The sequence below is a fragment of the Mesorhizobium sp. M0816 genome (assembly GCF_040320005.1).
Lineage (GTDB): Bacteria > Pseudomonadota > Alphaproteobacteria > Rhizobiales > Rhizobiaceae > Mesorhizobium.
Genome location: NZ_JAMYOT010000001.1, coordinates 83,306 through 106,203 on the forward strand (window position 1 = coordinate 83,306; position 22,898 = coordinate 106,203).

At 63.3% G+C, this 22,898-nt stretch carries 21 protein-coding genes; all 21 read right to left on the bottom strand.

From position 1 onward, the window contains the following. Positions 1-11 precede the first annotated feature (11 nt). Positions 12-476 (bottom strand): cupin domain-containing protein, encoded by a 465-nt coding sequence (locus NKI17_RS00425; protein WP_352571191.1) that lies wholly within the window; start codon positions 474-476, stop codon positions 12-14. A 187-nt stretch (positions 477-663) separates the two neighbouring features. Beyond that, positions 664-1,539 carry an aldose 1-epimerase gene (locus NKI17_RS00430; protein WP_352678314.1) on the bottom strand — a complete coding sequence of 292 codons (876 nt, stop codon included), beginning with the start codon at positions 1,537-1,539 and terminating at the stop codon, positions 664-666. A 5-nt stretch (positions 1,540-1,544) separates the two neighbouring features. After that, entirely contained in the window at positions 1,545-2,345 is an 801-nt protein-coding gene (locus tag NKI17_RS00435) for a FadR/GntR family transcriptional regulator (RefSeq protein ID WP_352678312.1), read from the bottom strand. Between the two features lie 2 nt (positions 2,346-2,347). Next, positions 2,348-3,292: an ABC transporter permease gene (locus NKI17_RS00440; RefSeq protein ID WP_352678309.1), complete on the bottom strand. Its 945-nt coding sequence runs from the start codon at positions 3,290-3,292 to the stop codon at positions 2,348-2,350. A 53-nt stretch (positions 3,293-3,345) separates the two neighbouring features. Then, positions 3,346-4,866: a sugar ABC transporter ATP-binding protein gene (locus NKI17_RS00445; protein ID WP_352678307.1), complete on the bottom strand. Its 1,521-nt coding sequence runs from the start codon at positions 4,864-4,866 to the stop codon at positions 3,346-3,348. 96 nt (positions 4,867-4,962) lie between these two features. Beyond that, positions 4,963-5,946, bottom strand: coding sequence for a substrate-binding domain-containing protein (locus NKI17_RS00450; RefSeq protein ID WP_023674245.1), 984 nt, complete (start codon positions 5,944-5,946; stop codon positions 4,963-4,965). A 30-nt stretch (positions 5,947-5,976) separates the two neighbouring features. Continuing rightward, entirely contained in the window at positions 5,977-6,753 is a 777-nt protein-coding gene (locus NKI17_RS00455) for an SDR family oxidoreductase (RefSeq protein WP_352571181.1), read from the bottom strand. A gap of 5 nt (positions 6,754-6,758) precedes the next feature. Beyond that, positions 6,759-7,931, bottom strand: a complete 1,173-nt coding sequence (dgoD, locus tag NKI17_RS00460; protein ID WP_352756904.1) for a galactonate dehydratase — start codon at positions 7,929-7,931, stop codon at positions 6,759-6,761. Positions 7,932-8,138: 207 nt separating this feature from the next. Then, positions 8,139-9,644, bottom strand: a complete 1,506-nt coding sequence (locus NKI17_RS00465; protein WP_352839408.1) for an aldehyde dehydrogenase family protein — start codon at positions 9,642-9,644, stop codon at positions 8,139-8,141. Then, a complete protein-coding gene (locus NKI17_RS00470) occupies positions 9,641-10,129 on the bottom strand; it encodes a (2Fe-2S)-binding protein (RefSeq protein ID WP_352839411.1) in 489 nt (162 codons plus the stop codon). The genes NKI17_RS00465 and NKI17_RS00470 overlap by 4 nt, the downstream gene beginning before the upstream one ends. Then, entirely contained in the window at positions 10,126-13,275 is a 3,150-nt protein-coding gene (locus tag NKI17_RS00475) for a molybdopterin cofactor-binding domain-containing protein (protein WP_352839414.1), read from the bottom strand. The genes NKI17_RS00470 and NKI17_RS00475 overlap by 4 nt, the downstream gene beginning before the upstream one ends. Then, on the bottom strand, positions 13,272-14,138 hold the full coding sequence (locus NKI17_RS00480; RefSeq protein ID WP_352905238.1) for an aromatic ring-hydroxylating dioxygenase subunit alpha: 867 nt from the start codon (positions 14,136-14,138) through the stop codon (positions 13,272-13,274). The genes NKI17_RS00475 and NKI17_RS00480 overlap by 4 nt, the downstream gene beginning before the upstream one ends. A gap of 14 nt (positions 14,139-14,152) precedes the next feature. Continuing rightward, complete coding sequence (locus tag NKI17_RS00485; protein WP_352905239.1) at positions 14,153-15,526, bottom strand: amidohydrolase family protein; 1,374 nt, start codon at positions 15,524-15,526, stop codon at positions 14,153-14,155. 39 nt (positions 15,527-15,565) lie between these two features. Next, entirely contained in the window at positions 15,566-17,131 is a 1,566-nt protein-coding gene (locus NKI17_RS00490) for a GMC family oxidoreductase (RefSeq protein ID WP_352905240.1), read from the bottom strand. 7 nt (positions 17,132-17,138) lie between these two features. Beyond that, the gene (locus NKI17_RS00495; protein WP_352839423.1) at positions 17,139-17,747 is read right to left on the bottom strand and encodes a thiamine pyrophosphate-dependent enzyme; all 609 of its coding nucleotides are present in this window, start codon (positions 17,745-17,747) and stop codon (positions 17,139-17,141) included. Then, the gene (locus NKI17_RS00500) at positions 17,744-18,244 is read right to left on the bottom strand and encodes a thiamine pyrophosphate-binding protein (RefSeq protein ID WP_023674235.1); all 501 of its coding nucleotides are present in this window, start codon (positions 18,242-18,244) and stop codon (positions 17,744-17,746) included. Before NKI17_RS00500 ends, NKI17_RS00495 begins: the two co-directional genes overlap by 4 nt. A gap of 90 nt (positions 18,245-18,334) precedes the next feature. Further along, positions 18,335-19,255 carry a LysR family transcriptional regulator gene (locus NKI17_RS00505; RefSeq protein ID WP_352692149.1) on the bottom strand — a complete coding sequence of 307 codons (921 nt, stop codon included), beginning with the start codon at positions 19,253-19,255 and terminating at the stop codon, positions 18,335-18,337. Next, positions 19,256-21,058, bottom strand: a complete 1,803-nt coding sequence (locus tag NKI17_RS00510) for an adenine deaminase (protein WP_352905241.1) — start codon at positions 21,056-21,058, stop codon at positions 19,256-19,258. It abuts the gene before it with no gap. Between the two features lie 36 nt (positions 21,059-21,094). Further along, positions 21,095-21,730, bottom strand: coding sequence for a glutathione S-transferase family protein (locus NKI17_RS00515; protein ID WP_352905242.1), 636 nt, complete (start codon positions 21,728-21,730; stop codon positions 21,095-21,097). Then, the gene (locus tag NKI17_RS00520; RefSeq protein WP_352798168.1) at positions 21,727-22,449 is read right to left on the bottom strand and encodes a Rieske 2Fe-2S domain-containing protein; all 723 of its coding nucleotides are present in this window, start codon (positions 22,447-22,449) and stop codon (positions 21,727-21,729) included. Before NKI17_RS00520 ends, NKI17_RS00515 begins: the two co-directional genes overlap by 4 nt. Further along, complete coding sequence (locus NKI17_RS00525; RefSeq protein ID WP_352798165.1) at positions 22,446-22,748, bottom strand: hypothetical protein; 303 nt, start codon at positions 22,746-22,748, stop codon at positions 22,446-22,448. The genes NKI17_RS00520 and NKI17_RS00525 overlap by 4 nt, the downstream gene beginning before the upstream one ends. Positions 22,749-22,898 lie beyond the last annotated feature (150 nt).

The window sequence follows — 22,898 nt, forward strand, 5'->3', positions numbered from 1 at the left end:
CACGAAGCCATCTACTCTCTTGCCGGCCAGTCCTGCAGAAGCGTAATCCCAAACTTCGGCGCGGCTACTTTGAGCCGCTCGATATCGGCAGGCGTCGGCGGCCCCACCACCTCTCCCTTGCTGCGTTCATGGCCACCTTCGGCGAGAAACTGCTCGAACACACTTGGCGTGTCTATCAGGATATAGCGAACGAGCTGATTGCCGGGATTCATAAGCTGGTGCGGGATGCCCCGCTTCAAAAACATGCTCTCGCCGGGCGAGAGCGTTCGGACCACACCGCCCACAATTGCGGTCAAGTGCCCTTCGATGACGTAGACCGTCTCGTCGTCATTCGCATGAACATGGATTGGCGTTTTCGTGTGCCCGTCGCTTCTGTTTTCGAAGAGACTCAACAAGCCTCCCGTCTGTTCGCCGGAGACCAGTCGCTTCATGACGATGCCTGCGAGCACGAATTCCTTTGGTTCAACACCTGTCATCGATCCAATCCTGCCAGGCACATTTGGAGCGCCGTGACGTTCGGCAAACGTCGAACCGGCTCACGGGTTCCCGGTCGGTTGAGTCCCTTTTCCCAAACTCCGTTTGGACAAAAAGCCGGCTTCGTTCTCCCCGGACATGCTGTCGGACATCGACATCCGCCAATTCGAGGGCGCCGCAGACGTCCGTTTAACCGACGGCGAAGTTGCAACGGGCTGCCAGGCTCTCGCCGGGCCCAAGCACCGACAGTCCATTCCATTTGTCGATCGAACCACGATTGTGAGCATCGACAGCATGACTGACCGGTTCAAAACAGAAGAAGTCGCTCTCGTCCGATGGCGAATAGACCAGGTAGAAATTCAAGGGCGATGAAGCTTCAATCCGCAGGCTGCAACTGTGCTCCGGCCACGATATGGTAGCGACGCCGTTCCAACCGGCAAACAGATTGTTTATCCATCCACTCGGCAATACGACTGGGGCGCCGAAATCCCAGTCGGGATGGGTTTTGACATCCACAAACCGTTCAGGGAGGTGGTTGGGCAGTTCGAGGCAAACCTGCGAGGCCGGCGCATGAAGCGCGGTTCGTGCCGTTCTCGGGAACCATGGATGGATGCCAAGCCCGAACGGCAATCTGATCGAGGCCCGATTGACGATGCGAAGTTTCAACTCGAGCCCCTGTCCGGCCAGCGCGTAGCTCACCTCGGCGCGATATCGGTATGGGCCGGGCCCGTTGCTGATGAGCGACAGCTTTGCGTTGTCCTGCGTTACGCTGTCGACGTCCCACTCGCTCGAAAATCCATTGCCATGAATGGGAAATGGCTCGCCTGCAACATTGGCAGGCAGTTCGTGGAATTTGGAGTCGAATGTGAACCCGCCGCCCGAGATGCGATTTGACCATGGCAAAAGCAGGTTGCAGGCAAGGTCGAACGGTTTGCTGCTCCCGCCGTTTGGCCAAGGCCTGAAGAGCGGCACGCGTCCATGGTCCAGTCTCGCAAGACCTGCCCCAAGCGATGGGACGATTTCAGCGGACAGGTCTCCGCTTCTGATCTTGATCGTCCCGACCATCCGCTTCAGACGGTATCGGCCTTGGCAGCGGCGATCGGCTGTTGATGGCGGCCTTTGCGAGCCACTGCAAGAAGGTCGTTCGACGCGATCCCGATGAGCGCCTTCATCTGATCGTGTGCATCGTCGGCCCTCCGCATCCTGATTGCCTCCAGCACGTCGCCATGCGCGCTCAGCGTCTGCTGGTAATTAGCGGTGGCCGATGTGGTCAAGCGGAAGGAGAAGCTGAGGGCGGCCGCAAGCATATTGCCGAGATTGGCGAACACCGGGTTGCGACTGGCACGAAGGATGGCGGTATGAAACCTGACGTCGGCATCGAGACACGCAGCGAGATTGTCCTGCGGAGCAATGCGCATGGCTTCATAGGCCGCTTCGATGACTGCGAGATCGCCTGACGTCGCCATCTTGGCCGCAAGTTGGGCGGCAGCGGGTTCAATGACCAGCCGCGCCTCGATCAATCCGCGGACGAAATCGAGATCGGGCTCGATATCGCGCATCCATTCCAGAACCTGTGCATCCAGCCTGTTCCATTCGCTCGACACGCGCACACGCGTCCCGGCCCGCTTGCGTGCCTCGATCAATCCTTTCGCCGAAAGCGTCAGAAGAGCATCGCGAAGCGCGGTGCGGCTTGCCCCGTAGATAACGCAAAGTTCGGCTTCCGTCGGCAGGACGGAGTGCTGGGCGTAGGAGCCGGCGAGGATGCGCTGTCCGAGATCGCGTGCGATGCGATCCTTGAGCGATGACGTGGTGCCATCTGCGGCAGGAATGTCCTGCTTGCCTTGGCCAGTCGAAGCGATCGCCGCGTCCATCGTCATGTCCTGTTCAAGTGGTACTCGGCAATTACCACAGCAAGTATCAGCAGCGAGCCCTTGGCAAGCAACTGATAGAAGGTTGGCACGGACGTCAGTATCATTCCGTTGTTGAGGACGCCAATGATGGCGACGCCCAGCAGTGCGCCGACGATCGTGCCCTTGCCGCCCTGCAAGGCGCAGCCACCAAGAACGGCCGCTGTGATGGCCTCGAGTTCCAGGCCTTGGGATCCGGATACGGGCTGCCCGGAGCCGGTACGGGCAGCCAACAGAATCCCGGCCAATCCGGCCGCCACTCCACTCATGATGTAGATGCCGACGCGGTAGCGGTTGATGTTGATGCCGGAGAAGCGTGCGACAACGGGATTGCCGCCCAGGGCATAGATGTTGCGGCCAACGATCGAGCGGGCAAGGAAGAGATGGAACACGATCGCGGTCAGCAAGAGAATCCAGATCAGCAGAGGCAGGCCGAGGATTCGTCCGATCCCGATGAAGCGGAAAGTGTCGCTGAAAATCGCGATCGATTGCCCATTGGACATGATGAACGCGATGCCGCGGAAGATCGCCATCGTACCGAGAGTCGCGATGACAGCGTTGACCCGCCCATAGGTGATGATGATGCCGTTCACGAGGCCGGCAAGACCGCCCAGGACCAGGCCGGCAAGAATGCCCGCGGCGGGTGATCCGGTGGCCTGGATGGCCATTGCCGTCGATACTGTGGTCAGACCGACAATTGCGCCGACGGCAATATCGAGCCCTCCGGCGACAATAACCACGGTCTGGCTCATCGCCAGAACGCCCAGGATGGTAATGCCTAGACCGATGTTCAGGAGGTTGCGGCTGGAGAAGAACACGTCGCCTCTCAGGGTGCCGAAAATGAGGACGAGAATGGCGAGAGCAACAAGAAGGCTTATGTTGTGAATGCCGATGCGCTCTGCGATGCGCAAGGAAGCGCGCCTTTTGCCGGTTTGCGTTGTTGCTGTCCTGAGCTCAAGGCTGTTCACTGAATTTGTCCTCCAAGCGATGCTGCAGATTGAGGCATGGCATGTCTGAGGATCGTGGCCTCGTCGATGTCAGGGCGGGAAAGTTCGGCCGTGATCCGGCCTCCAGCCATAACAAGCACCCTGTCGGCCAGCCCGATCAGTTCCGGCATTTCCGAGGAAATCAGGATTATGCCGATGCCGCTGGCGGCGAGCTCGTCGATCAGGCGATAGATTTCCGCCTTGGCGCCGATGTCGATGCCGCGGGTCGGCTCGTCGAGGATGAGAAGCATCGGCTGCCGCGCAAGCCAGCGCGCGAGAACGACCTTCTGTTGGTTGCCACCGGATAATTTCGAAACCTGTTCGTCGAGGTTGGGCGTCTTGATCGACATCTTTGCTGCAAGCGGTGAGACGATCTCCAGTGCCTTGCGCCGGTTGAAGAAGCCGAAGGTCGACGTTCTGTCGGGCACGCAAAGCGAGGCGTTATCAAGAATGCTTCGGAACAACAGCAGCGCCTCGTGCTTGCGGTCTTCCGGGGCAAAGCCGATGCCCGCCACGATCGCTGCATGCGGACTGTTGGGGCCAACGGGCACACCATTCATCGTTATGGTTCCGTCGACGCGCCTATCATAGCCGACAATCGCCTTTGCCAGTTCGGATCGACCCGCACCCATAAGGCCGGCAATGCCGAGCACCTCGCCACGGCGGACCTTGAGGCTCACATCGGTGACGTGGTCGGTGGTCAGGCCCGTCACCTCCAGCAACGGTTGCCCCGATTGCCACGTCTCGCGCGTAAACAGATCGGCGATGTCGCGGCCCACCATGAGCTTGGCTATGGTCTGCTCGCTGGCACCGGCAGCGGGGGAATCATCGACCAGCCGGCCGTCCCGCAAGACGACAATGCGATCCGCAAGGTCGATGACCTCGTTCAGCCTGTGAGAGATGTAGACGATCGAAGTGCCCTCGCCGCGCAGCCGGCGAATTACTGAAAACAGACGGCGCGCTTCGTCGTCGGTCAGTGACGAGGTCGGCTCATCGAATGCGATCAGCCGGCCGCCGGCACGTATGGCGCGCATGATTTCGATCATCTGGCGCTGTGCCGGACCGAGTGTGCTGCAGAGTTGACGCGGCAGCATATCCTGCTGCATGCCGAAGGTCGCAAGCACCTTATCAGTCTGGTCCTCGAGCCTGTGCCAGTCGAGCAGGACGCCTGCCAGCCGCGGCAGTTCGCCGACGAAAATGTTCTCGGCCACGGTCAGGTTCGGAACGATCTCCGGCTCCTGATGGATGACGCGTATTCCGGCTCTGTGGCTGTCGCGCGGTTCGCTGAAAACGATCGGCGTGGAGCCATGCAGCACGGTGCCGGTGTCCGGTGCGAACACGCCCTCGAGAATTCGCATCATTGTCGACTTGCCGGCGCCATTCTCGCCAACCAGGGCAAGCACCTCTCCTAGCCGAAAGGCAATCGAGACATTGTCGAGCGCCTGCACGACGCCGAAGCGCTTCGATATCCTGTCGAGCGAGAAGAAATCCGATTGCATCAAAAGCTCCTCCCGAGGATCGGTTCCGTGTGCCCGCCGACGAACTGCCGGCCCAAAGAGCGTCATGCGCACTGCGGCGCATGACGCATATCTGGTTCAGTGGCAGAGCTTGGCTTTGTAGTCCGACGCAAAATTGTCGGCGGTGATGTATTCCGGGTCAGTGAAGGATTGAACGGGAAGCTTCGTTCCGTCCTTGATGGAGGCCAAGAGAATCTTCACCGCCAGCGCGCCATGATTTTCCGAATTGAGCCACATCGTACCACGGAACGCCGAGGGCTTTCCGGATCCGAAGGCATCGCAGGCGCGGCTCCCGTCGATGCCGATCCCCATGCCCTGGTCTGCGGAATAGCCGGCATTCTCCAGTGCTCGCGCACCACCCAGCACGCCGTCATCGTTGCATGAATAGAATATCCAGTTCGTGACGCTGGGATTGGCCGTCAATGTGGTGGTCATCACATCGATGGCGTTGACCATCGTATTGTCGTAGGGGACGCGAACGATGCTGCCCGGCTTGAAATCGGGCACCGCCTTCAGGAACGCTTCTTCCGCGCCCTTGTTGCGCTGCATGCAGGTATCGGCCTTGCGGTCCTCGATCGAGGCGATGCGCACCTCTTTGCCCGCCCAGCCTTCAGCCTTGTAGAGCTTGGCAAGCTCTTCGCCCACCCGCGCACCGATATTGTAAGCATTCATGCCGACATAGGGGACCTGGGTGCCATCCTGGTAGTAGATATCGTCGTCCACCGCCACCAAGGGAATTTTTGCGGCCTTTGCTTTCTCCGCGATGACCGGTCCCAGCGCCTTGTCGGGGACAACGATGGCGATGCCTTTCACGCCATCGCCGACCATCGTATCGAAGGTCGTGATCGTCAAATTGGCGTCGAACTGAACGTCCTGCGACACGAACGCGGCCCCTGCCGCCTCAGCCGCTTTCTTGGCGCCGCCGACTTCGGCGACAAACCATGGATGGTCTCCCATCTTGTTGATGTAGCCGATCTTGATGTCGTCTGCGCTTGCTGCGCCACTCATCAGTCCGGCAGCCAATACCGCAAATGTCGCCAAAGCCTTTGTTGTGGTTTTCATGAATATCCTCCCTGAGAGCTCTATTGGTTGCTAGTCGTGGTAGAGAACCGAGCGCCCACCATCGATGGTGATCGTCTCGGCATTTATGAACGGCGCTTCGTCCGAAGCGAGGAAAACCGCCGTCATTGCAACCTCGTCCGGCCGGCCAATACGCTTGGGCGGATGGAGGTCGTAGGCTCGCCGCTTCTCCTCGGCGGGGTTCGGGAATGTGTTCCAGTAGGCTTCCGCGATCGGCGTCTCGATGTAGCCGGGTGCTATCGCGTTCACCCGGATACCGCGTGCGGCATATTCGATGGCCAGCGAACGGGTCAGGCCCAAAAGTGCATGCTTGGCGACCGGATACGGGAACGTATGGGGAATGATCTGGAAGGCGTGACAGCTCGCTATGTTGACGATGGACCCCGAGCCCTTCGCCAGCATCGTCGGCAAAACCGCCTTGGCGCAGAACCACGCGGCCTGGAGGTCGAGCTTGAGGCAGCGCTCCCATTCCTCATCCGGCATCATCAATGGTTCGTAGAAGACGTTGGCACCGGCATTGTTGACCAGAACGTCGACGCCGCCATAGCTCGTGATCGTGCGGGCGACCATGTCCGCGACCGCGGATGCGTCCGTGACATCCGTCTCGACGAACAATACGTCGGCGCCTCCGGCACGCAGTTCGTCAGCGATCGCTTTGCCGCTTGCCGCATTCAGTTCGGCAATGACGGTCTTTGCCCCATGCATCGCAAAAGCCCGGGCGGTGGCGGCACCTATGCCTTGGCCGGCGCCCGTGACGATTGCGATCTTTCCTTGCAGCCGGCCTGCCATTGCATTCACCAGTCGACCACGGTGCCGTCCGGCATGACGGCATTGCGGGCATGCAGCACTTCCTGCTTGAAGGGGTGACGCGCGATCACGTCCTCATTGACGGTGACGCCAAGGCCCGGCAGTTCGGGCAGGTCCCAGCGGCCTGGTTTACGCCGAATTGGCCAGGTAACGACCTCGTCGTACCAGGCGACGGCACCGGACATCTCCTCCTGAATGACGACGTTTGGCGTCGATATGCCGAAGTGAAGAGCAGCCACACCGGCGATCGGACCGAGCGGGTTGTGCGGCGCAAGGCCGATGCCTGCCGTTTCCGCCATGGCCGCGATCTTCTTTGTCTCCAGCAGACCGCCAGTGTGGCAGATATCAGGCTGGGCAATGTTGAAGGCACGGGCTGCGATCGAGTGCGTGAATTCGCGACGTCCGATCAGCCGCTCGCCGGAAGCGATCGGCACGGCCGATCGCGCCGTGATATGCGCCAGTCCGGCAACATCTTCGGGCGGCACGGGTTCTTCTGCGAACATGATGCGGGCCGGCTCGATTGCTCTGAGGTAATCCATCGCAGCGTTAACCGATGCAGGGCGTCCATGGAAATCGACCATGATGTCGATGTCCGGACCTATGGTCTCGCGAAGTGAGCCAACCATATTGGCAACGGAGTCGACTGCCTTGGCGGGCGATACGTAGTGGGTGTAGGGAATGCAGACGACCTTGACCGCATCGTAGCCTGCTTGCGTCACGATGCGTCCGCGTTCCACGATCGCGTCCGCGGATCCGGTCTCATAGACCGCCTTCATGTCCCCGAGGCCGAGATGCGTATAGGTGCGCAGATAGTCGCGAACCTGGCCACCCAGAAGGCGCCAGACGGGGACGCCCAATGATTTGCCCAGGATGTCCCAGAGCGCGATCTCGATGCCGCTGACGGCAGACATTCCCTCGACGCCGAGACGCCAAAATCCGTGCCGCGTAAGTATCTGATAGCACTGCTCCACGTTGCGCGGATCTTGCCCGATGAGCAGGGCCTCAAGGTCTTGAAGCGCCCCAACGACGGCTCGGGTCTTCCATTCCAGCGTTGCCTCACCCCAGCCAAACAGCCCGGGCTCGTCGGTTTCGACCCGAACGAAGACCCAGTTGCGCATTTCCGCATTGCAGACGCGAGCCTTGATGGCCGTGATTTTCATTGGTCCTCCCAGACCTGCCGTCTTTTTTCATGGCAATATGTATGATTTATTATGGATAATATGGACGAGTCAAGCGCAACGTCGATGTGGACCAGCGCCGCCAAGGAACTGGTCCTCAGGAGGATCCGAGCAATTTTCGATCAATCCTTGTCCGCCGATGGAAGGGCTGTCAGCCGCCGATCCACGAATATCGCGGGAAAGGCGCGGCTAAATCACCGCGCAGACCGTTTTCGTCTCGAGATAGTTCTCCAGGCCCGGTGCGCCGTTCTCATAGCCCCAACCGGATTGCTTGTGGCCGCCCTTCGGCAATTCCGGCGAGAAGTAGGAATGGCAATTGATCCAGACGGTGCCCGACCGGATAAGTGCGGCAAGGCGATGCGCAGCGGAAAGGTCGCGGGTCCAGACGCTTGCGGCGAGGCCGTAGGGCGAGTCGTTCGCATGGCTTAACGCCTCCGCGACGTCATCGAACGGTGTCACGGCAACGACCGGGCCGAAGATTTCCTCGCGCATCATGCGCATGTCCGGGCGAACGCCGGTAACCACGGTCGGCTCGAAGAAGTTGTCGAAGCGCCGGCCGCCGGCGATGATCTCGGCGCCGCTGGAGGCACCATCGCCGACGTAGAAGGCGACGCGCGCAGCCTGGGTTCCGTTGACCAGCGGACCAAGGTCGGTATCCGGGTCAAGCCCGTGTCCGAGACGCAGCTTTCGCGCCTCTTCCGCCAGCCCCTCCACCAGACGGTCGTAGATCGAGCGATGCGCATAGACACGCGAGCCGGCGACGCAGACCTGGCCGGCATTGGCGAAGATCCCCCGAGCCACTCCGGGGATTGCGAGCCCCATGTCTGCATCGGGCATGATGATGGCCGGCGACTTGCCACCCAGCTCGAGCGTCAGCTTCTTCAGATTGCCGCGCGCTGCGGAGACGATCATCTTTCCGACTTCCGTCGAGCCGGTGAAGGCGACCTTATCGACATCGGGATCTGCAGCCAATGCTGCGCCCACGGTTTCACCGAGACCGGTCACGATATTGACGACGCCGTCCGGCAAGCCGGCTTCGATCATCAGTTCGCCGAGCCTGAGCGCGGTGAGCGACGTTTCCTCAGCTGGCTTGAGCACGATCGTACAGCCGGCGGCAAGCGCCGGGGCGAGCTTCATCGAGGCCATAAGCAGCGGCGAATTCCATGGCGTTATGGCTGCCACGACACCGATCGGCTCTCGCACCGTGTAGGCGAAAATCTTGCTGCCCACCGGTTGGTAGCTGATGGAGGTGGGGATGGTCGTGCCGAGGATTTTCGTGGCAAAACCGGCAAAATAGCGGAACTGCTCGGCCGAGGCGGGAATCTCGGCGAAGCGTGAGGTCTTCAGCGACTTTCCTTGGTCAAGCGTCTCGAGTTCTGCAAGCTCATCGGCATGGCGTTCAATCAGGTCGGCGATGCGCCACAGCAGCTTGCCGCGCGCCGACGGCGTCATGTCGCGCCAGCTCTCGCCCTCGAAAGCAGCACGCGCCGCAGCAACGGCGCGCCCGGCGTCATCGGCTGTGCCTTGCGCCAGCAGCGCGAGCGTGCCGCCGCTCGCAGGATCGGTCGCAGGCAAGGTTCCGCCATCGCTGGCGTCGCACCAGCCGCCGCCGATCAGGTGCTGCATTCTAGGTTTGGCCAGGAACGCCTTGACGCCTTCGTGCCTGGGTTCGCCGTTTCGAATGGTGATCGTCATGTCCGCATCCCGCGACCGAGTGCCTCGACCGCGGCGAGAGCACCGCGGATGATGGAATGATAGCCGGTACAGCGGCAGATATTGCCTTCGAGCGCAGTGCGGATCTGAGACTCGTCTGGAGCCGGATTCTCCAGCAGCAGAGCGGTCAGCGCAACAGTGATGCCGGGTGCGCAGTAGCCGCACTGGAAGGCGTTTTCGGCCGCCAGGGCCTGGCGCAGGACAATAGCTTCGGGAAGGTCGTCGAAACCCTCCGGCGTGATGATGGTGGCCCGGTCGAGTTGCCACGACATGAGCAGACAGCCATTGACCGCGCGATCGTCCATCAGCACGGAACAAGCGCCGCAGCGGCCGATGCCGCAAGCCATCTTGGCGGCAGTCATGCCGAAATGATCGCGCAGCAGGTCGATCAGGCGCAACTCGGCGGGCACGGCCAGCGCCTGGCGGCAGCCGTTGAGGTTAAAGGTAATCGCGATCTCGGCACTCACGCTGCACTCCTTTGCAGGGCGTCGAGTACCCATTCAGGATCGACCGGGATGAGCTCGGGCCAAGCCCCTGTGGCGTCCGCAATCGCGTTGACGATGGCTGGCGTCACGGCGCCAATGCCAAGCTCACCAACTCCGCGCGGACCGAACGGGTCGTCCTCGTCCAAATCCTCCAACGCGAAGGTCGCGAGGCTTTCCGGCGTGTCGGCAATGCCTGGCAGCATGTAGAAATCGAGGTTGCCGGCAAGATACCGGCCATCCCGCATCGCCGCGTTCTCAGTGAGGGTGAAGCCCAGCCCCTGGACGCCGCCGCCTTCGATCTGGCCAAGATAGGCGGCAGCATCGAGCATCGGTCCGGCCGCGGTGTGCTGATGGAGCTCGAGCACGCGTACCTGCCCAGTGATGCGGCTCACGGCAACGCGCGCCAGTGTCGCGCCGAAGGCGAAGATCAGGCGTGCATTGCCTTCCAGATAGTCCGATTTCGGAAACTCGAAGCTGACGGCAGCAGCTGGCAGCCGGTCGGGAGGCAACGCCTCGGCAAGCTCGGCGAAACTCATGAGCACTGAGCCGCTGTTGGAATGTCGCTCGACGATGCCGCCGGGCCCCAGCGCCAGCGTCCCGGCTTCACGGCAAAGCAGTTGGCCCGCTGCGGCCAGCAGGTCGCGCGCAAAAGCTGGTGCGGCGACTGCCGCGACCCGCCAGACCACGTGAGTGCCGCGCGAGGCGGTAGAGGAACCGGATTCGGGCGTCGCCGCCGTATCGCCGGTGACCGGCCGGACATCGTCGCGACCGCAGCCGAGCGCTCCGGCTACGGCGGCCTTGACCGAGGTGAGCAGGCCCTGTCCCATCTCGTCCAGGCCGTAGAGAGCTTCGATCATGCCATCCGCAGCCAAGCGCAACGCGCCTCCGGCCGGGTCCGGCGGCAGCGTGCCTAGTCCGTTGCCTTGATAGTTCATCGCCATCCCGACGCCGATCGTCTCACAGCCGTCGAACGACGGACCACGCGGCTTGGCCCAGATCGGGTCAGCAGCGGCGGCTTGCAGCATCTCGGCCAAACGTTCGGACGGCGCGACCTGCTGGCCGAGATGGCCTCGCGTGCCAGGCTCGCGCAAATTGCGGCGCCGTATCTCGATAATGTCGATGCCGGCGGCTTCGGCTAGCCGGTCCAGCTGGCACTCTACCGCGAAGGCCATCTGGTTGGCACCGAAGCCACGAAACGCGCCGCAGACGCCGTTATTGGTGTAGGCGAGCCTGCCCGAGCTGAGGACGTTGGGAACGACATATGGCCCGCAGGCGTGTTCGAGGGCCGTCTCAAGCACGCCCGGACCGAGCGACGCGTAGGCGCCGGCATCCGCGATCACATCCACCTGCTGGGCGAGCAGACGACCTTCGGGGTCGCAGGCGGTACGCATGTGGATGCGCATGGCATTGCGCTTGGTGCCCGCGATGACGGATTCCGCCCGGTCGAGATGCAGCCGCACGGCGCGTCCAGTCTTCAGCGCCAGCAGGGCCAGGGCCGGCTGCACGGTCAGCTCGTCCTTGCCGCCGAAAGCGCCACCAGTCGGGCTGGTGACCACCCGTATCCGCTCTTGCGGCATACCGAGGATGCGCGAGAGCTGCATGCGGTCGCGGCGGCCATGCTGCCCACCGGCAAAGACGTTCAGGGTACCATCCGTACCGACGAAAGCGTAGCCGCCCTCCGTCTCCAAAAAGCCGTGCATCTGGCACGGCGTTTCATAGACAGCCTCGACGATATGAGCTGCCTTGGCAAAAGTCGCGGCGGCATCGCCACGCGTGAACTCGAAGCTGCACTGCAGATTGCCTGAGGCGTGGACCGGCTCGGCTCCAGCGGCGAGTGCCTGTTGGGGATCGCTCACAATTGGCAGCGGCTCGTATTCGACGCTGACGAGAGCAAGCGCGCGTTCGGCAGTCTTCGTGTCAACAGCGGCAACGGCAGCAACAGCGTCGCCGAAATAGCGGACCTTGTCGAAGCACAGTGCCGGCTGATCCTGCACAACGATGCCGAAGGCATTGCTGCCGGCAATGTCGCGGTGCGTGACAACCGCCGCGACGCCGGGCAGCGCCTCGGCCGCGCTCGTATCGATGGAAACGATCCTTGCATGGGGAATGCCGGCGCGCCGAATGCGCCCGACCAGCATACCGGGCTCGCGATGGTCGGTCAGGTATTCAAGCCGGCCGGCGATTTTTGGCGCGCCGTCCGGCCGCTGGTACCAGCGTGCGCCGGTTTCCGATCGGGACACAAGAACCTCGGCAGGCGGCTTTCCGGACGGCACGGTCCGCCGGCGCGGCGAATGTGCTCCTTGGGACAACTTGCCGCCGAGCCCGAAGACCAGCGCATTCGCCGCGACACTGCGCCGATAGCGGTCGGACCGCCATGCATCATCGATCGCCGGCGCCTCTTCGAGAATTGCGGCGTGCAGCTTGGCCCAATCGATCTCCTGCAGGCGGCGGCTGACAAGCAGTGCTTCAGCGCGACTGAGCCGGGCCGCTTGCCCGCCGCCGCCGGCCGCGAGCCGCGCGACGGTGATGCGATCATACGCTGTCTCGACCAGCCCGGCGACACCGGCCACGCTTGGGGTGAATGCGGCGCGCAGGCCGACTTTGCGATGGGTCCAGCGAGCGGCAGTTGGCTGCGGTGGAACGATGACCGTCTCAATGAGACCGGCTGACGGTGCGTCGGCCAACCATTGCGCGAGCGGCACGACGGCGCGCCCAGCCGGTGAGACGATCTCCAGCTTCGCATCGATCGCGAGCAGGGCCGGCAGAAGGCAACCCGTCCGCCCGGCGACGTTGCCGCCCAGCGTTGCGAGATTGCGGACGGCGGGTCCCGCCGTGGCGCGGACTGCGGCTGCGAGCAGAGGCAAATTCTCGCCTATCGCCCGGTCACGCTCCAAGGCACCCAGTGTCGTCAGTGCGCCGATGCGAAAGCCGTCGCCGGCCGGTTGGATGCCCTTCAGGCAGGCGATACGGCCGATGTCGATGAGGCGCCGCGGCTTTGGCAGGCCCTTCGCCCAGCCGAGCTGCAGCGCCGTGCCCCCGGCGACCAGTTGCGACGCGCCCTCGCCTGCCAATGACAGCGCCTCGGCAACGGAGGCCGGGCGAAGCACCTGGAGACCCGGTCCGGTCATGTGGCTCCCGCAGTCGTGCCGAAACGGATGCCTTTTTCCTTCAGCCAGCGGCGGTAGGCGATGGAGGACCCGTCGGCGCGGGTCGGGATTTCCATCCGCGCCTCGAGTGGAAGGCGCAGCGGCCGCTGGTTCTCCACGATGATCCGGTCTTGCAGGAAGATGACCTGTTCGAAGTTGAGCAACGCCGTCTGCGTCGAAGCCGAGTCGACCAGATACATGACCGGCTGGGCGCGGCAGAGGTCTTCCTCGATGGGCTGAATGAACAGCGCGATCGCATCGAGCCGACCGGGCGCTCCGGGACATATACGGTAAAGCATGACAACGAATGGGCTCGGCACACGATAGGTTAGATGCACAAACGCGCCGGAGCTTTCCGTTGCGGCAATGCGCGGCTGGAAGAACGTGCAGTTGGTCGCCCAGACCTCGTCCACCTCGCGACGTATCTCGCTCAGATAGGCCGGCACTTCCGTGTGCGGCTCCGAACCGAGAATGTCGGTATGCACGAAGGGGAAATGCGCCATGTCGAGGAAATTCTCTACGACACGCAAACCCGACGCCCGCATCGTCACCCAGCCGCAGGGCACGTAGCGGCGGTCGGGTTCCGATGCCTCGGCGATCTTGAAGATTTCCTTCCCGGGCTCGCCCAGCGTGGTCCAGACGCAGCCGTAGCGCTGCCGGACGGGCAGCGCGGGGCCGCGGCCGCCGTCGTCCAGGACCTCCCGGACGGTAATTGCGCCCGCGGCGTCACGGACCAGTTCGATGTCCTGTCCGAGCAGCCGCGTGCGGCTTGGCGCGCCACCTAGATCGGCCGCCGTCTCCACCGCGTACCAGTCGTCCAGTGCCGCCTTGTCCGTCGTCTTCATGACCGGGGCTCGCCTTATTGGGTCCACTGCAGGCTGCCGCCGGAATTCTCGGCGAGGAAGGCGGCGCGCCGGGCGAACAGGCCAGGTGCGACGCGATGGATTTCGGCAATGATCTCGCGCAGGTCGCCGGTGCGCAGCACGCCGTGCTCGACGAGGATCTCGCCATCGACCATCGTCAGGGACACGTCGCTGCCGCGCACGGCGTGGACGAGATTGTGGTGGAGATTGAAATAGGGTCCGTCGCGGAAGACCGGCGTCATGCGCGGCGTATCGGTGCGGACCGCGATGATGTCGGCACGCTTGCCGACCTCGATCGAGCCGATCTCATGATCGAGGCCGATCGCCTTTGCACCAAGGATCGTGGCCATGCGCAGAACCTGCCAGCTATCCATTGCGGCGGCGTCGAGGTCCTTCAGCTTGCCTAGCAACGAAGCCACCTTCATCTCTTCGAACATGTCGAAATTGTTGTTCTCCTTCTCGCCGTCCGTGCCGATGCCAACCGACACGCCGGCCTTCAGCATCTCGGCCACCAGCGCGATGCCGCTCGCCAGCTTCATGTTGGAAACGGGATTGTGGGCCACCGAAACGCGGCGCTTGGAAATAAGCTCGATCTCTTCTCGATCGAGCCAGACGGCGTGGGCGATCATGGCGCGCGGCGTTTCGAAGAAGCCGAGGTCGTCCAGCGCGAACATCGGCCGTTTGCCGTAGCGCCGCTCAAATTCCGCGATCTCGATCTCGGCCTCGCTGCAATGTGTGTGGAAGCCGGTCTCGTATTTCCTTGCGAGTTCGATCGCCCGGCGCTGGCCGGCCTCGTCGGCATAAAACAGATGCTCCAGCCCGACCCAGACGTTGATGCGGCCGCCCGCCTTGCGATGCCAGCCCTCGATCATCGCCTCGTTCATGTCGAGCGTGTCGAAGTAGTTGTAGTCGGGATGCTCGCCGATGTAAGGCACGGCGACCAGGCGGTTGCCGATCGCCTCGGCCGCCCTGGCGCTGCCTTCCATGAACCGCCACATGTCGACGACGGTGGTCGTGCCGCCGAGCACGGATTCCGCGTAGCAGAGCCACGATGCCGCCTCGGCCTCGTGCGGCTGCAGCACGCGATGCATCGGATTGATATGGAGCGTCAGCCAGTCCCAAACCGGCAGGTGCTCCGCCGTGCCGCGCAGAAGACCGGAATGCGCATGCGCATTGACCAGCCCGGGCAAAAGCACCGCATTGTCGAGCTTCTTCACGGCTACGGCCGGATGAAGGGCGCGCAATGCAGCGAGTGCGCTGACCGCGGCGATACGACCATCCTCCACCAGCACGGCGCCGTCGGGCAACACGTGATTATCTTGATCCATGGTCAGCAGCGTGTCGGCAGCAAGGATGAGGCTTTGGGTCATCGCGGGTACTCCGTGTGCGTTCCGTCGTTCATGACGTCCTCAAGCTGCAGCGAGCAGGAAATCGGCGGCACGCTCGCCGATCATCGTAGCGGGCGCGTGGGTGTTGCAGGTCGGGATCGTCGGGATCACCGAGGCATCGGCAACATGCAGGCCGTCCAGCCCGTGCACGGCGAGGCGGCTGTCGACGACAGCCATCGCGTCGTCGCCCATCTTGGCGGTTCCGCAGGTGTGGAAGAACGTCGTGCACGCCTCGCGGATGAAGGCGATTGTCTCGGTGCGGGTCAGTCGGCGGTCAGGTGCGGCAAAGTTGCGGAAGACACCGGCGTTCGCCTTTGCAGCCGCCATCTCCATCACCATCTCGACCGCAGTGACCATGGCGTCGAGGTCTTCCGGTTCCGCCAGAAAGTTCGGTTGGATTTCGAGCGGCCCGCCGGGCTTGCCGTCGAGCAGCTTCAAGTGCCCGACGCTCTTCGAGCGCATGAGACCCGCACCGAAGGAAAAGACATCGCCGGATACATCGTAGCGCGCGCGTATCGCAGGTTCGGCGCTGTTGCCCTGGACCGGGAAGGCGTGGAGGTCGGATTGCGGCAGATCCAGCCGCGACTTCCAGTTGACCATCGAGCCGCCGCCATTGCCCACCATTGGTCCGATCGGTCGTTTCGCGCGGAAGACGCAGGCCTGCGCCAGCGGATGGTCCTGAAGGTTCCGGCCGACGCCCGGCAGAGCGCAAACGACTGCGATGCCAAGACGCTTCAGCTCGACCGGATCGCCGATGCCCGACAGCATCAGCATGCGCGGAGTGTCGATGGCCCCGGCCGCGAGCACCACGCTCTCGCGAGCGCGTGTTTCGCGGATTTCGCCACCGACGAGGTGCTTGACCGCGACGCATCGGCTGCCTTCGACCGTCAGGCCGATGGCCGCGGAACCGGTCAGCACCGTCAGCATCGGGTGATCGAGGATCGGCACGAGATAGCCCGTCGCCGAACTCCAGCGCTTACCGTCGCAGATGTTGAAATTCGCGACAGCAGCCCCCTCGTTGCTGGTGCCATTAGGGTCGTCGATCACCCGGATGCCGATCTCGTCCGCGCCGTCGATCAGCGCCTGCGCGACCGGGTGCAGCATCGCCGGCCGTTCGATACGGAGCGGACCGCCCGCACCGCGAAACTCGCTTGCGCCGTCCCGCCAGTCCTCGCAGCGCCGGAAATAGGGCAGCACGTCGGCGAAGCTCCAGCCCTTCGCGCCGCCGGCTTCCCAGGCATCGTAGTCATTCGGATGGCCGCGATACCACACCATCGCGTTGACGGCGCTTGAGCCGCCCAGCACGCGGCCGCGCGGGATGCCGATGGTACGGCCGTTCACGCGCGATGTCGGAGCGTAGTCATAGCCCCAGTCATAGGTGCCGCGGCCGAGCGGCACCCACTGGCCGGGGTCGTCGATCTTTGCGACCCCAAGACCCGCCGGACCGGCCTCGATCAAGAGGACGTCCGCACCGGCGTCGACCAGCCGTCGCGTCACCGCGCAACCGCCGGAACCCGAGCCGACCACGATATAGTCGTAGCCGGGTTTGAGCGCGCGTCGGGGGATGACGGATCGGATGGCGCCCATGGTTTCGTCAGTTGTGCTCGCTCGGGCCCATGATGACGATGCCTTCGCTCGCCTCGACGTGGCGGACGAAGATATACTTGTCCTCGCGGCCGTCACTGTGCTTGCGCTTGATGTCCGGCTGGACCGTTCCCGAGACCTTGGCGACCAACACATAGGGCGCATCTACGGCGAGCCCCCTTGCGCAATGCGCGTCGAACTCCTCCACCGTGCGCGCCGTATGGGCATTCTCGATGCCGGCGCCGCGCGCGATCGCGGCAAGGTCGACACGGCCCAGCGCCGTGTGGGTCGGCGGACCGCCGATCGACTGGTAGCACTCATTGTCCCAGACCACCACGAAGAGGTTCTTCGGCTGCTCGTTTCCGAGCGTGGCCAGGATGCCCAGGTTGAAGAGCAGGCCGCCATCCGTATCGAGCGAAACGACGCGGCGGTGCGGCAGGCCGGCGGCGAGCCCGAAGGCCTGCGGCGTGACGCAGCCGAGCTGCTGCTGGAACAGGCTCGCCTCGCGCATATGCGGCGCGGCGTTGTACCACTCGTCAACGCTGCCGCCGAGCGAAAGGATCACCAGCTCATCCTTCAGCCGCGCGGCAAGAGCCTTCATGCAGTCGAAGCGTTTCATCGCACCACCTCGCCGCCGAGCGCCACGGCCGAATGGTAGTAGGACGCATAAGACCAGGAATAGGCGTCGACGATGGCGCGCTCGATCTTCGCCTCCTCGGTGACGATCCGGTACGGCACGCGCAGCGCGTTCAGCACCGGCTCCATGGTGATGCCGTGCGGGATTGCCCACCAATTGTTCTCGCCGAGCTCGCCGCGGTAGCTCATCAGCATCACGACCGGGATGCCCGCCCCGAGGCCCATGCGGGCCAGCGGCTCGACCGAGGCGCGCAAGCCGGAGTTTTCCATGACCAGTGCCGCGCGCTTGCCGGACAGGAAGACCCCGCCGCAGATCGCGGCGCCCTCGCCTTCGTTGGTGACGCGGATCGTTCGGATATCCGGATCGGCATCGAGAGCCGGATAGAGCTCCTTGAACAGCGAATCGGGCAGGTAGCAGACGATGCTCACTCCCGCCCGCTTGAGCCCCCGAATGACCGCGTCGACCGCACTCTGCTTCATGACATCCCCTTAGGTCGGGAAGTCTCGCAAAGCACAGTTGTTCGAGATAGAGACAAATTTCTCGCTTTATCGATGCGCAAAGTGCAACAACTAATCATGCAGTGCCTCGACCATGTGGGCCAGTAGCGCCGCGAATGCGGAGGCCGCATCCGACATTTCGCGTTCAAGTCGGGCGAGCAGCATCAGTCGGTGCGGGTTCATGCGCGAATCGCGCAACGGCACGAAAACGAGCGATCCGTCAGCCACTTCCGGTTCGATGCCGAGCTTGGTGCAAAGCACCACGCCGAGGTTGAGGCGCACCATCTCGGTCATCAGTCCGATCGAGTTGGTCCGCGACCGTCGCGTGATGTCGATCATGGAGCGCCCGATCGCATCGTCGATCGAAATGCCCAAAGCAAGGCTGTTGTCCGAGACGATGACCTGTTCGCCGGCAAGATCGAACAGCTTCACTTCCTTGCGGCCGGCAAGGCGGCTGTCCGGATGAGCGACGACGCCCAGCGGCAGAGGCGTGCTCGCGATCTTGCGCACGTTGCGCGGCACGCGCACGTCGAAAGCAAGCGCCAGATCGCATTCGCCGTCGGCAACCGCATCGCAGGCGCGCTGCGACCCGGCGACATGCACATCGACCGATATCCGCGGATGGCGCTTCCAGAATTCCTTCAGCGCGTTCGGCACCAGCCCGCGCGCCGCGCTCTCCACGATTGCCACGGACAACGAGCCGCGGTTGAGGCCACTGAGATCGTTGATCTCGGACGAGGCGCGGGCCAACTCGGTGATGCTCTGACGCGCGTGGTAGAGCAGAAGCTCGCCTGCGCTGGTCAGTTTCAGTCGCTGGCGCACGCGTTCGAAGAGCGGCGTGCCCAGTTCGTCCTCCAGGCTCTTGATGACGCGGCTGATAGAGGATGGCGCCACGTTGAGCGCCTGCGCGGTCTGGCGCACCGAGCCCAGCCGCGCGACCATTTGGAAATAATGGATGCGCGGTGAGACCAGGCCAAGCCGGAAGGGATCCACTCAGGCGGCCTCGAAGGCGGGGACGATCTCCATTTCCGGCACCAGCACGAGACCTTTGTCGGTGATACGGATTTCGGGGATGACCGAGAGCGGGATGAGGTTGAAGCCCATATAGGGAATGCAGCAGCCGGCCGCCTCCCATTCCCGTTTGAGTATCTTCACCTCCTCCGCGACCTCAGTGACGCGCTTGTCGGACAAAAGGCCGGCGATCGGCAGTTCAACCATGGCAGTCACTTTGCCGTCGACGACGACACAGACGCCGCCTTGCGTTTCCTCGATCGCCCGCAGCGCCACCTGCATGTCGGCCTCGTTGAGGCCGGCGATGATGATGTTGTGGCTGTCGTGACCAACAGACGATGCGACGGCGCCGCGTCGCAGCGTGAAATTGCTGAGCAGCCCGTAAGCGACGTTGCCGTCCGACTTGCCATGGCGCTCGACCACAGTGACGAAGCACAGGCCGTGGCGGTCGAAATGGTTCTGCCAGTCGTTGGCCGGATCGAGCGTGATCTTCTGGTGGCCGAGCGTGATCCCCGGCAGTTCGGTGCGGATGGTATGCGCCACCACCTTGCCGGTTGGCAGGTCCGGCGTTAGCTTGATCTGCTTCGGCAGCTTCACTGTGTGGTAGGCCGTGTCCGGATAGCGGTAGCGGGTCGAGAGGGCCTGGTCGAGCAGCGGCGTGATCTTGCCGTCATCGACGACGAGTTCGCCGCCATACCACGTGCTGACGGGATCGAAGCCGTCGTCGAGCAGCACCAGGTCGGCACGGCGGCCACCACCGAGGCCTCCGATTTCGCCTTCCATTGCAAAGCGCGTCGCGCCATGCAGCGAGCCCATCGACCAGGCCTGCTCCGGCGTCATGCCGGCCTTCATCGCCTCGCGCGTCACCCAGTCCAGGCCGAAGAGCATCAGGTCGTCAGCATCGCGGTCGTCGGTGCAGACCGCGATGCGCTTGTGCGAGGCTCCGAGTTCTGTAATCGTCTTGATCGCTGCGGGCAGGCTGTGCCACGGTGTCGTCGGCGGGCCGCCACGCAGGAACAGCCAGATGCCGGCTTCGAGCATGTCGTCGGCGATCTCGCGGTCGATCGCCTCATGGGTGTCGGTGACGCCGGACGCGGCATAGGCCGACACGAACTCGCGTCCATAGACGTGTCCCGATACCGGGCGGCCGCGTTTCAGCGCCGCAGCGAGGATGGCATGGCTGCGTTCATCGCCCATAGCCACTGGCACGAAATCCATCTTCTCGCCGAGCGCCACGGCTTCCGGCCATTTGTCGAACAATGCGCCGATCTTCTCGGCTGTCAGGTCGCCACCGGCCGTTTCCAGCAACGGCGAAGTTGCCGGGACGGTGCTCGGAACCGTCAGGAAAATGGACAACGGCGCCAGGCGCGCGTCCTCCAGCATCGCCTCGATGCCAGCAACGTCCATGACGTTGCCGATCTCGTGGCTGTCGCAGAAGAGGGTCGTGGTGCCGTTGAGCAGCGCCGCCTCGGCATAGGCGCAGGCCGTCACCATCGAGGATTCGATGTGGATGTGCGGATCGACCAGGCCGGGCGCGACGATGCCGCCCCTGGCGTCATATATCCGGGCGCTGCCGCCCTTGTAGGTGCCGGCCGGCTTCACGGCGGCGATCCGTCCTCCCGATAGCCAGATCTCGCGGCCTGGAAGAATGCGCTCCGAATAGGTCGACAATACGCGTGCGCCGGCAATGACCAGATCTGGATCGGCTCGCCCGGAAGCGACACCGGCCAGTCGCCGGGTCATGGACGAGAGCGGCTGGACGGAAAAGCGCGTGAGAGAGGTCATTCTGTTGCTAGCCTCGTCCTCGTTGGATGTTGGGCGTCAATGGTAGTCGGGAATGCCCGGCATGGTCATGAAGCCGGGAAGCGCGCGGAAGCGACGCGCCCAGCGGCGCAGCGGCGGATATTCGTCATGGTCGACGCCGAAATCGCGGCTCAGCGCAAAGGCCGGAAAAAGCGCGATGTCGGCGATGGTCGGGCGGTCCGCAGCGAACCATTCTTTCTTCTCGAAACCCCGCGCGGTCATGTGGTCGTCCATGGCGCGGAGCGCTTGCGCGGCACCGGCACGCAACGCAGCCTCGTCGCCGGCGGCACCGAACATGGCATGGCGGCGCGCGGCGCCGGCAACGCCGAGATCGCCGGCAGCAAAGAAAAGCCACTGCATCACCTTGGCGAAATCCGCACCATCCGCCGGCAGCCATGCACCCGTTGAATCGTGGCTGCGCGCCAGATGGGCGATGATGGACTCGGCGCCGAACATCGTCATCTCGTCGTCGCGGAGAATGGGCAGGCTGCCCGCCGGGTTCATGGCCAGGAATGGCGGCGTCTTCTGCTCCGCCCCCGGAAATGCATCGACTGCGACGGTCTGCCATTCCAGGCCAAGCATGGAAAGCGCCAGCCGCACCTTGTAGCAGCTTTCGTCCAGCTCGTAGTTGTAGAGCGTGATCCTCGCCATCATGCGGCCCGCGTCGTCGAGGTCGCGCCGGCACGCCCGGTCTCGAGGTGGTGGCGCAGTTCACTCGTCCAAGCGAAGAAATGCTCCTGTCCCTTGCCGGCATATTTTGCCGCCGGTCCGTCAATCACGACATGCAGGGCCGATCGTTTGCCGGTCAGCTCCTGCAGGCCAAGAAGCAGCGTCTCTTCGCCGACCTTCAGGCTGAACAGCGTCCCGCTCAGCGCCTTCAGATCAGCGAGGCCGGATCCGCCGGAGGAAGATGTGGGCGGCATGGCCTGCACGACATTGATCACCATCCCGGCGGAACAGTCGAGATACAGGCTGCGGACCGGCACCACCTCCTCTGGCAAGGCAGGCAGTTCAGGCAATGCTGCTGCCGGGTCCAGCGTCGTCCAGATCATGCCAGCCGCCTCGACCGATCTGTGGGCAGACACGGTAATGGACGCCGGCACCCTGAGATCGGGGTGGGCTGGAATGTATCGGCACTGGCCGGCCGCATCGTACTGCCAGCCGTGATAAAGACAGGCAATATGATCGCCGCGGACAAAACCGAAGCTCAGCTTCATACCGCGATGCGGGCAGCGATCCTCCCACACATGCGCTGCGCCGCTGTTGTCCCGCCACACCACCAGTTCGTTTCCGCCAAGGCGGATCCCGGCCGAACTGCCCGGCTCGATCGATCCCGACAGCGCCACTGGGTGCCATCCAGCCTGTATCGTCATCCTGCGTCTTCCTCTCTGGAATATCCCCGAATTTCGGCCCGTTCGCAGTCCATCACCAGACAGTCGATTGGTCCCAGGCTACATGCCATCTCGAAGGCATCGATGAGATCGGGCTGGCCCGAAACCTGGACGACAAAAAAATCCTCCGCGGCTTCGTACACCAGCAGATCGAGATTGAGCCGAGCGGCACGCCTGTCGGCGAACTCGCTAAAGCTCGACGACACCAGTTGGCCGACGAAGCGCAGGCGCGTTGTTTGAGGCGGAGGCGCAAGGTTCTGCGCTTCCAGTAGGTGCTTCATGCCTATATTTCTCCCGGCCTGCACATTTTTTAAGCAGTTTTAGAATGTGTCTAGTTAGGCATCATTTTTTGGCTTGTGCAAGCCCCGTTTCCCTGGCATCTGTTGCGTATCAGGTGATCGGACAGTTGGAAAAAGCCGCGATTATCGAAC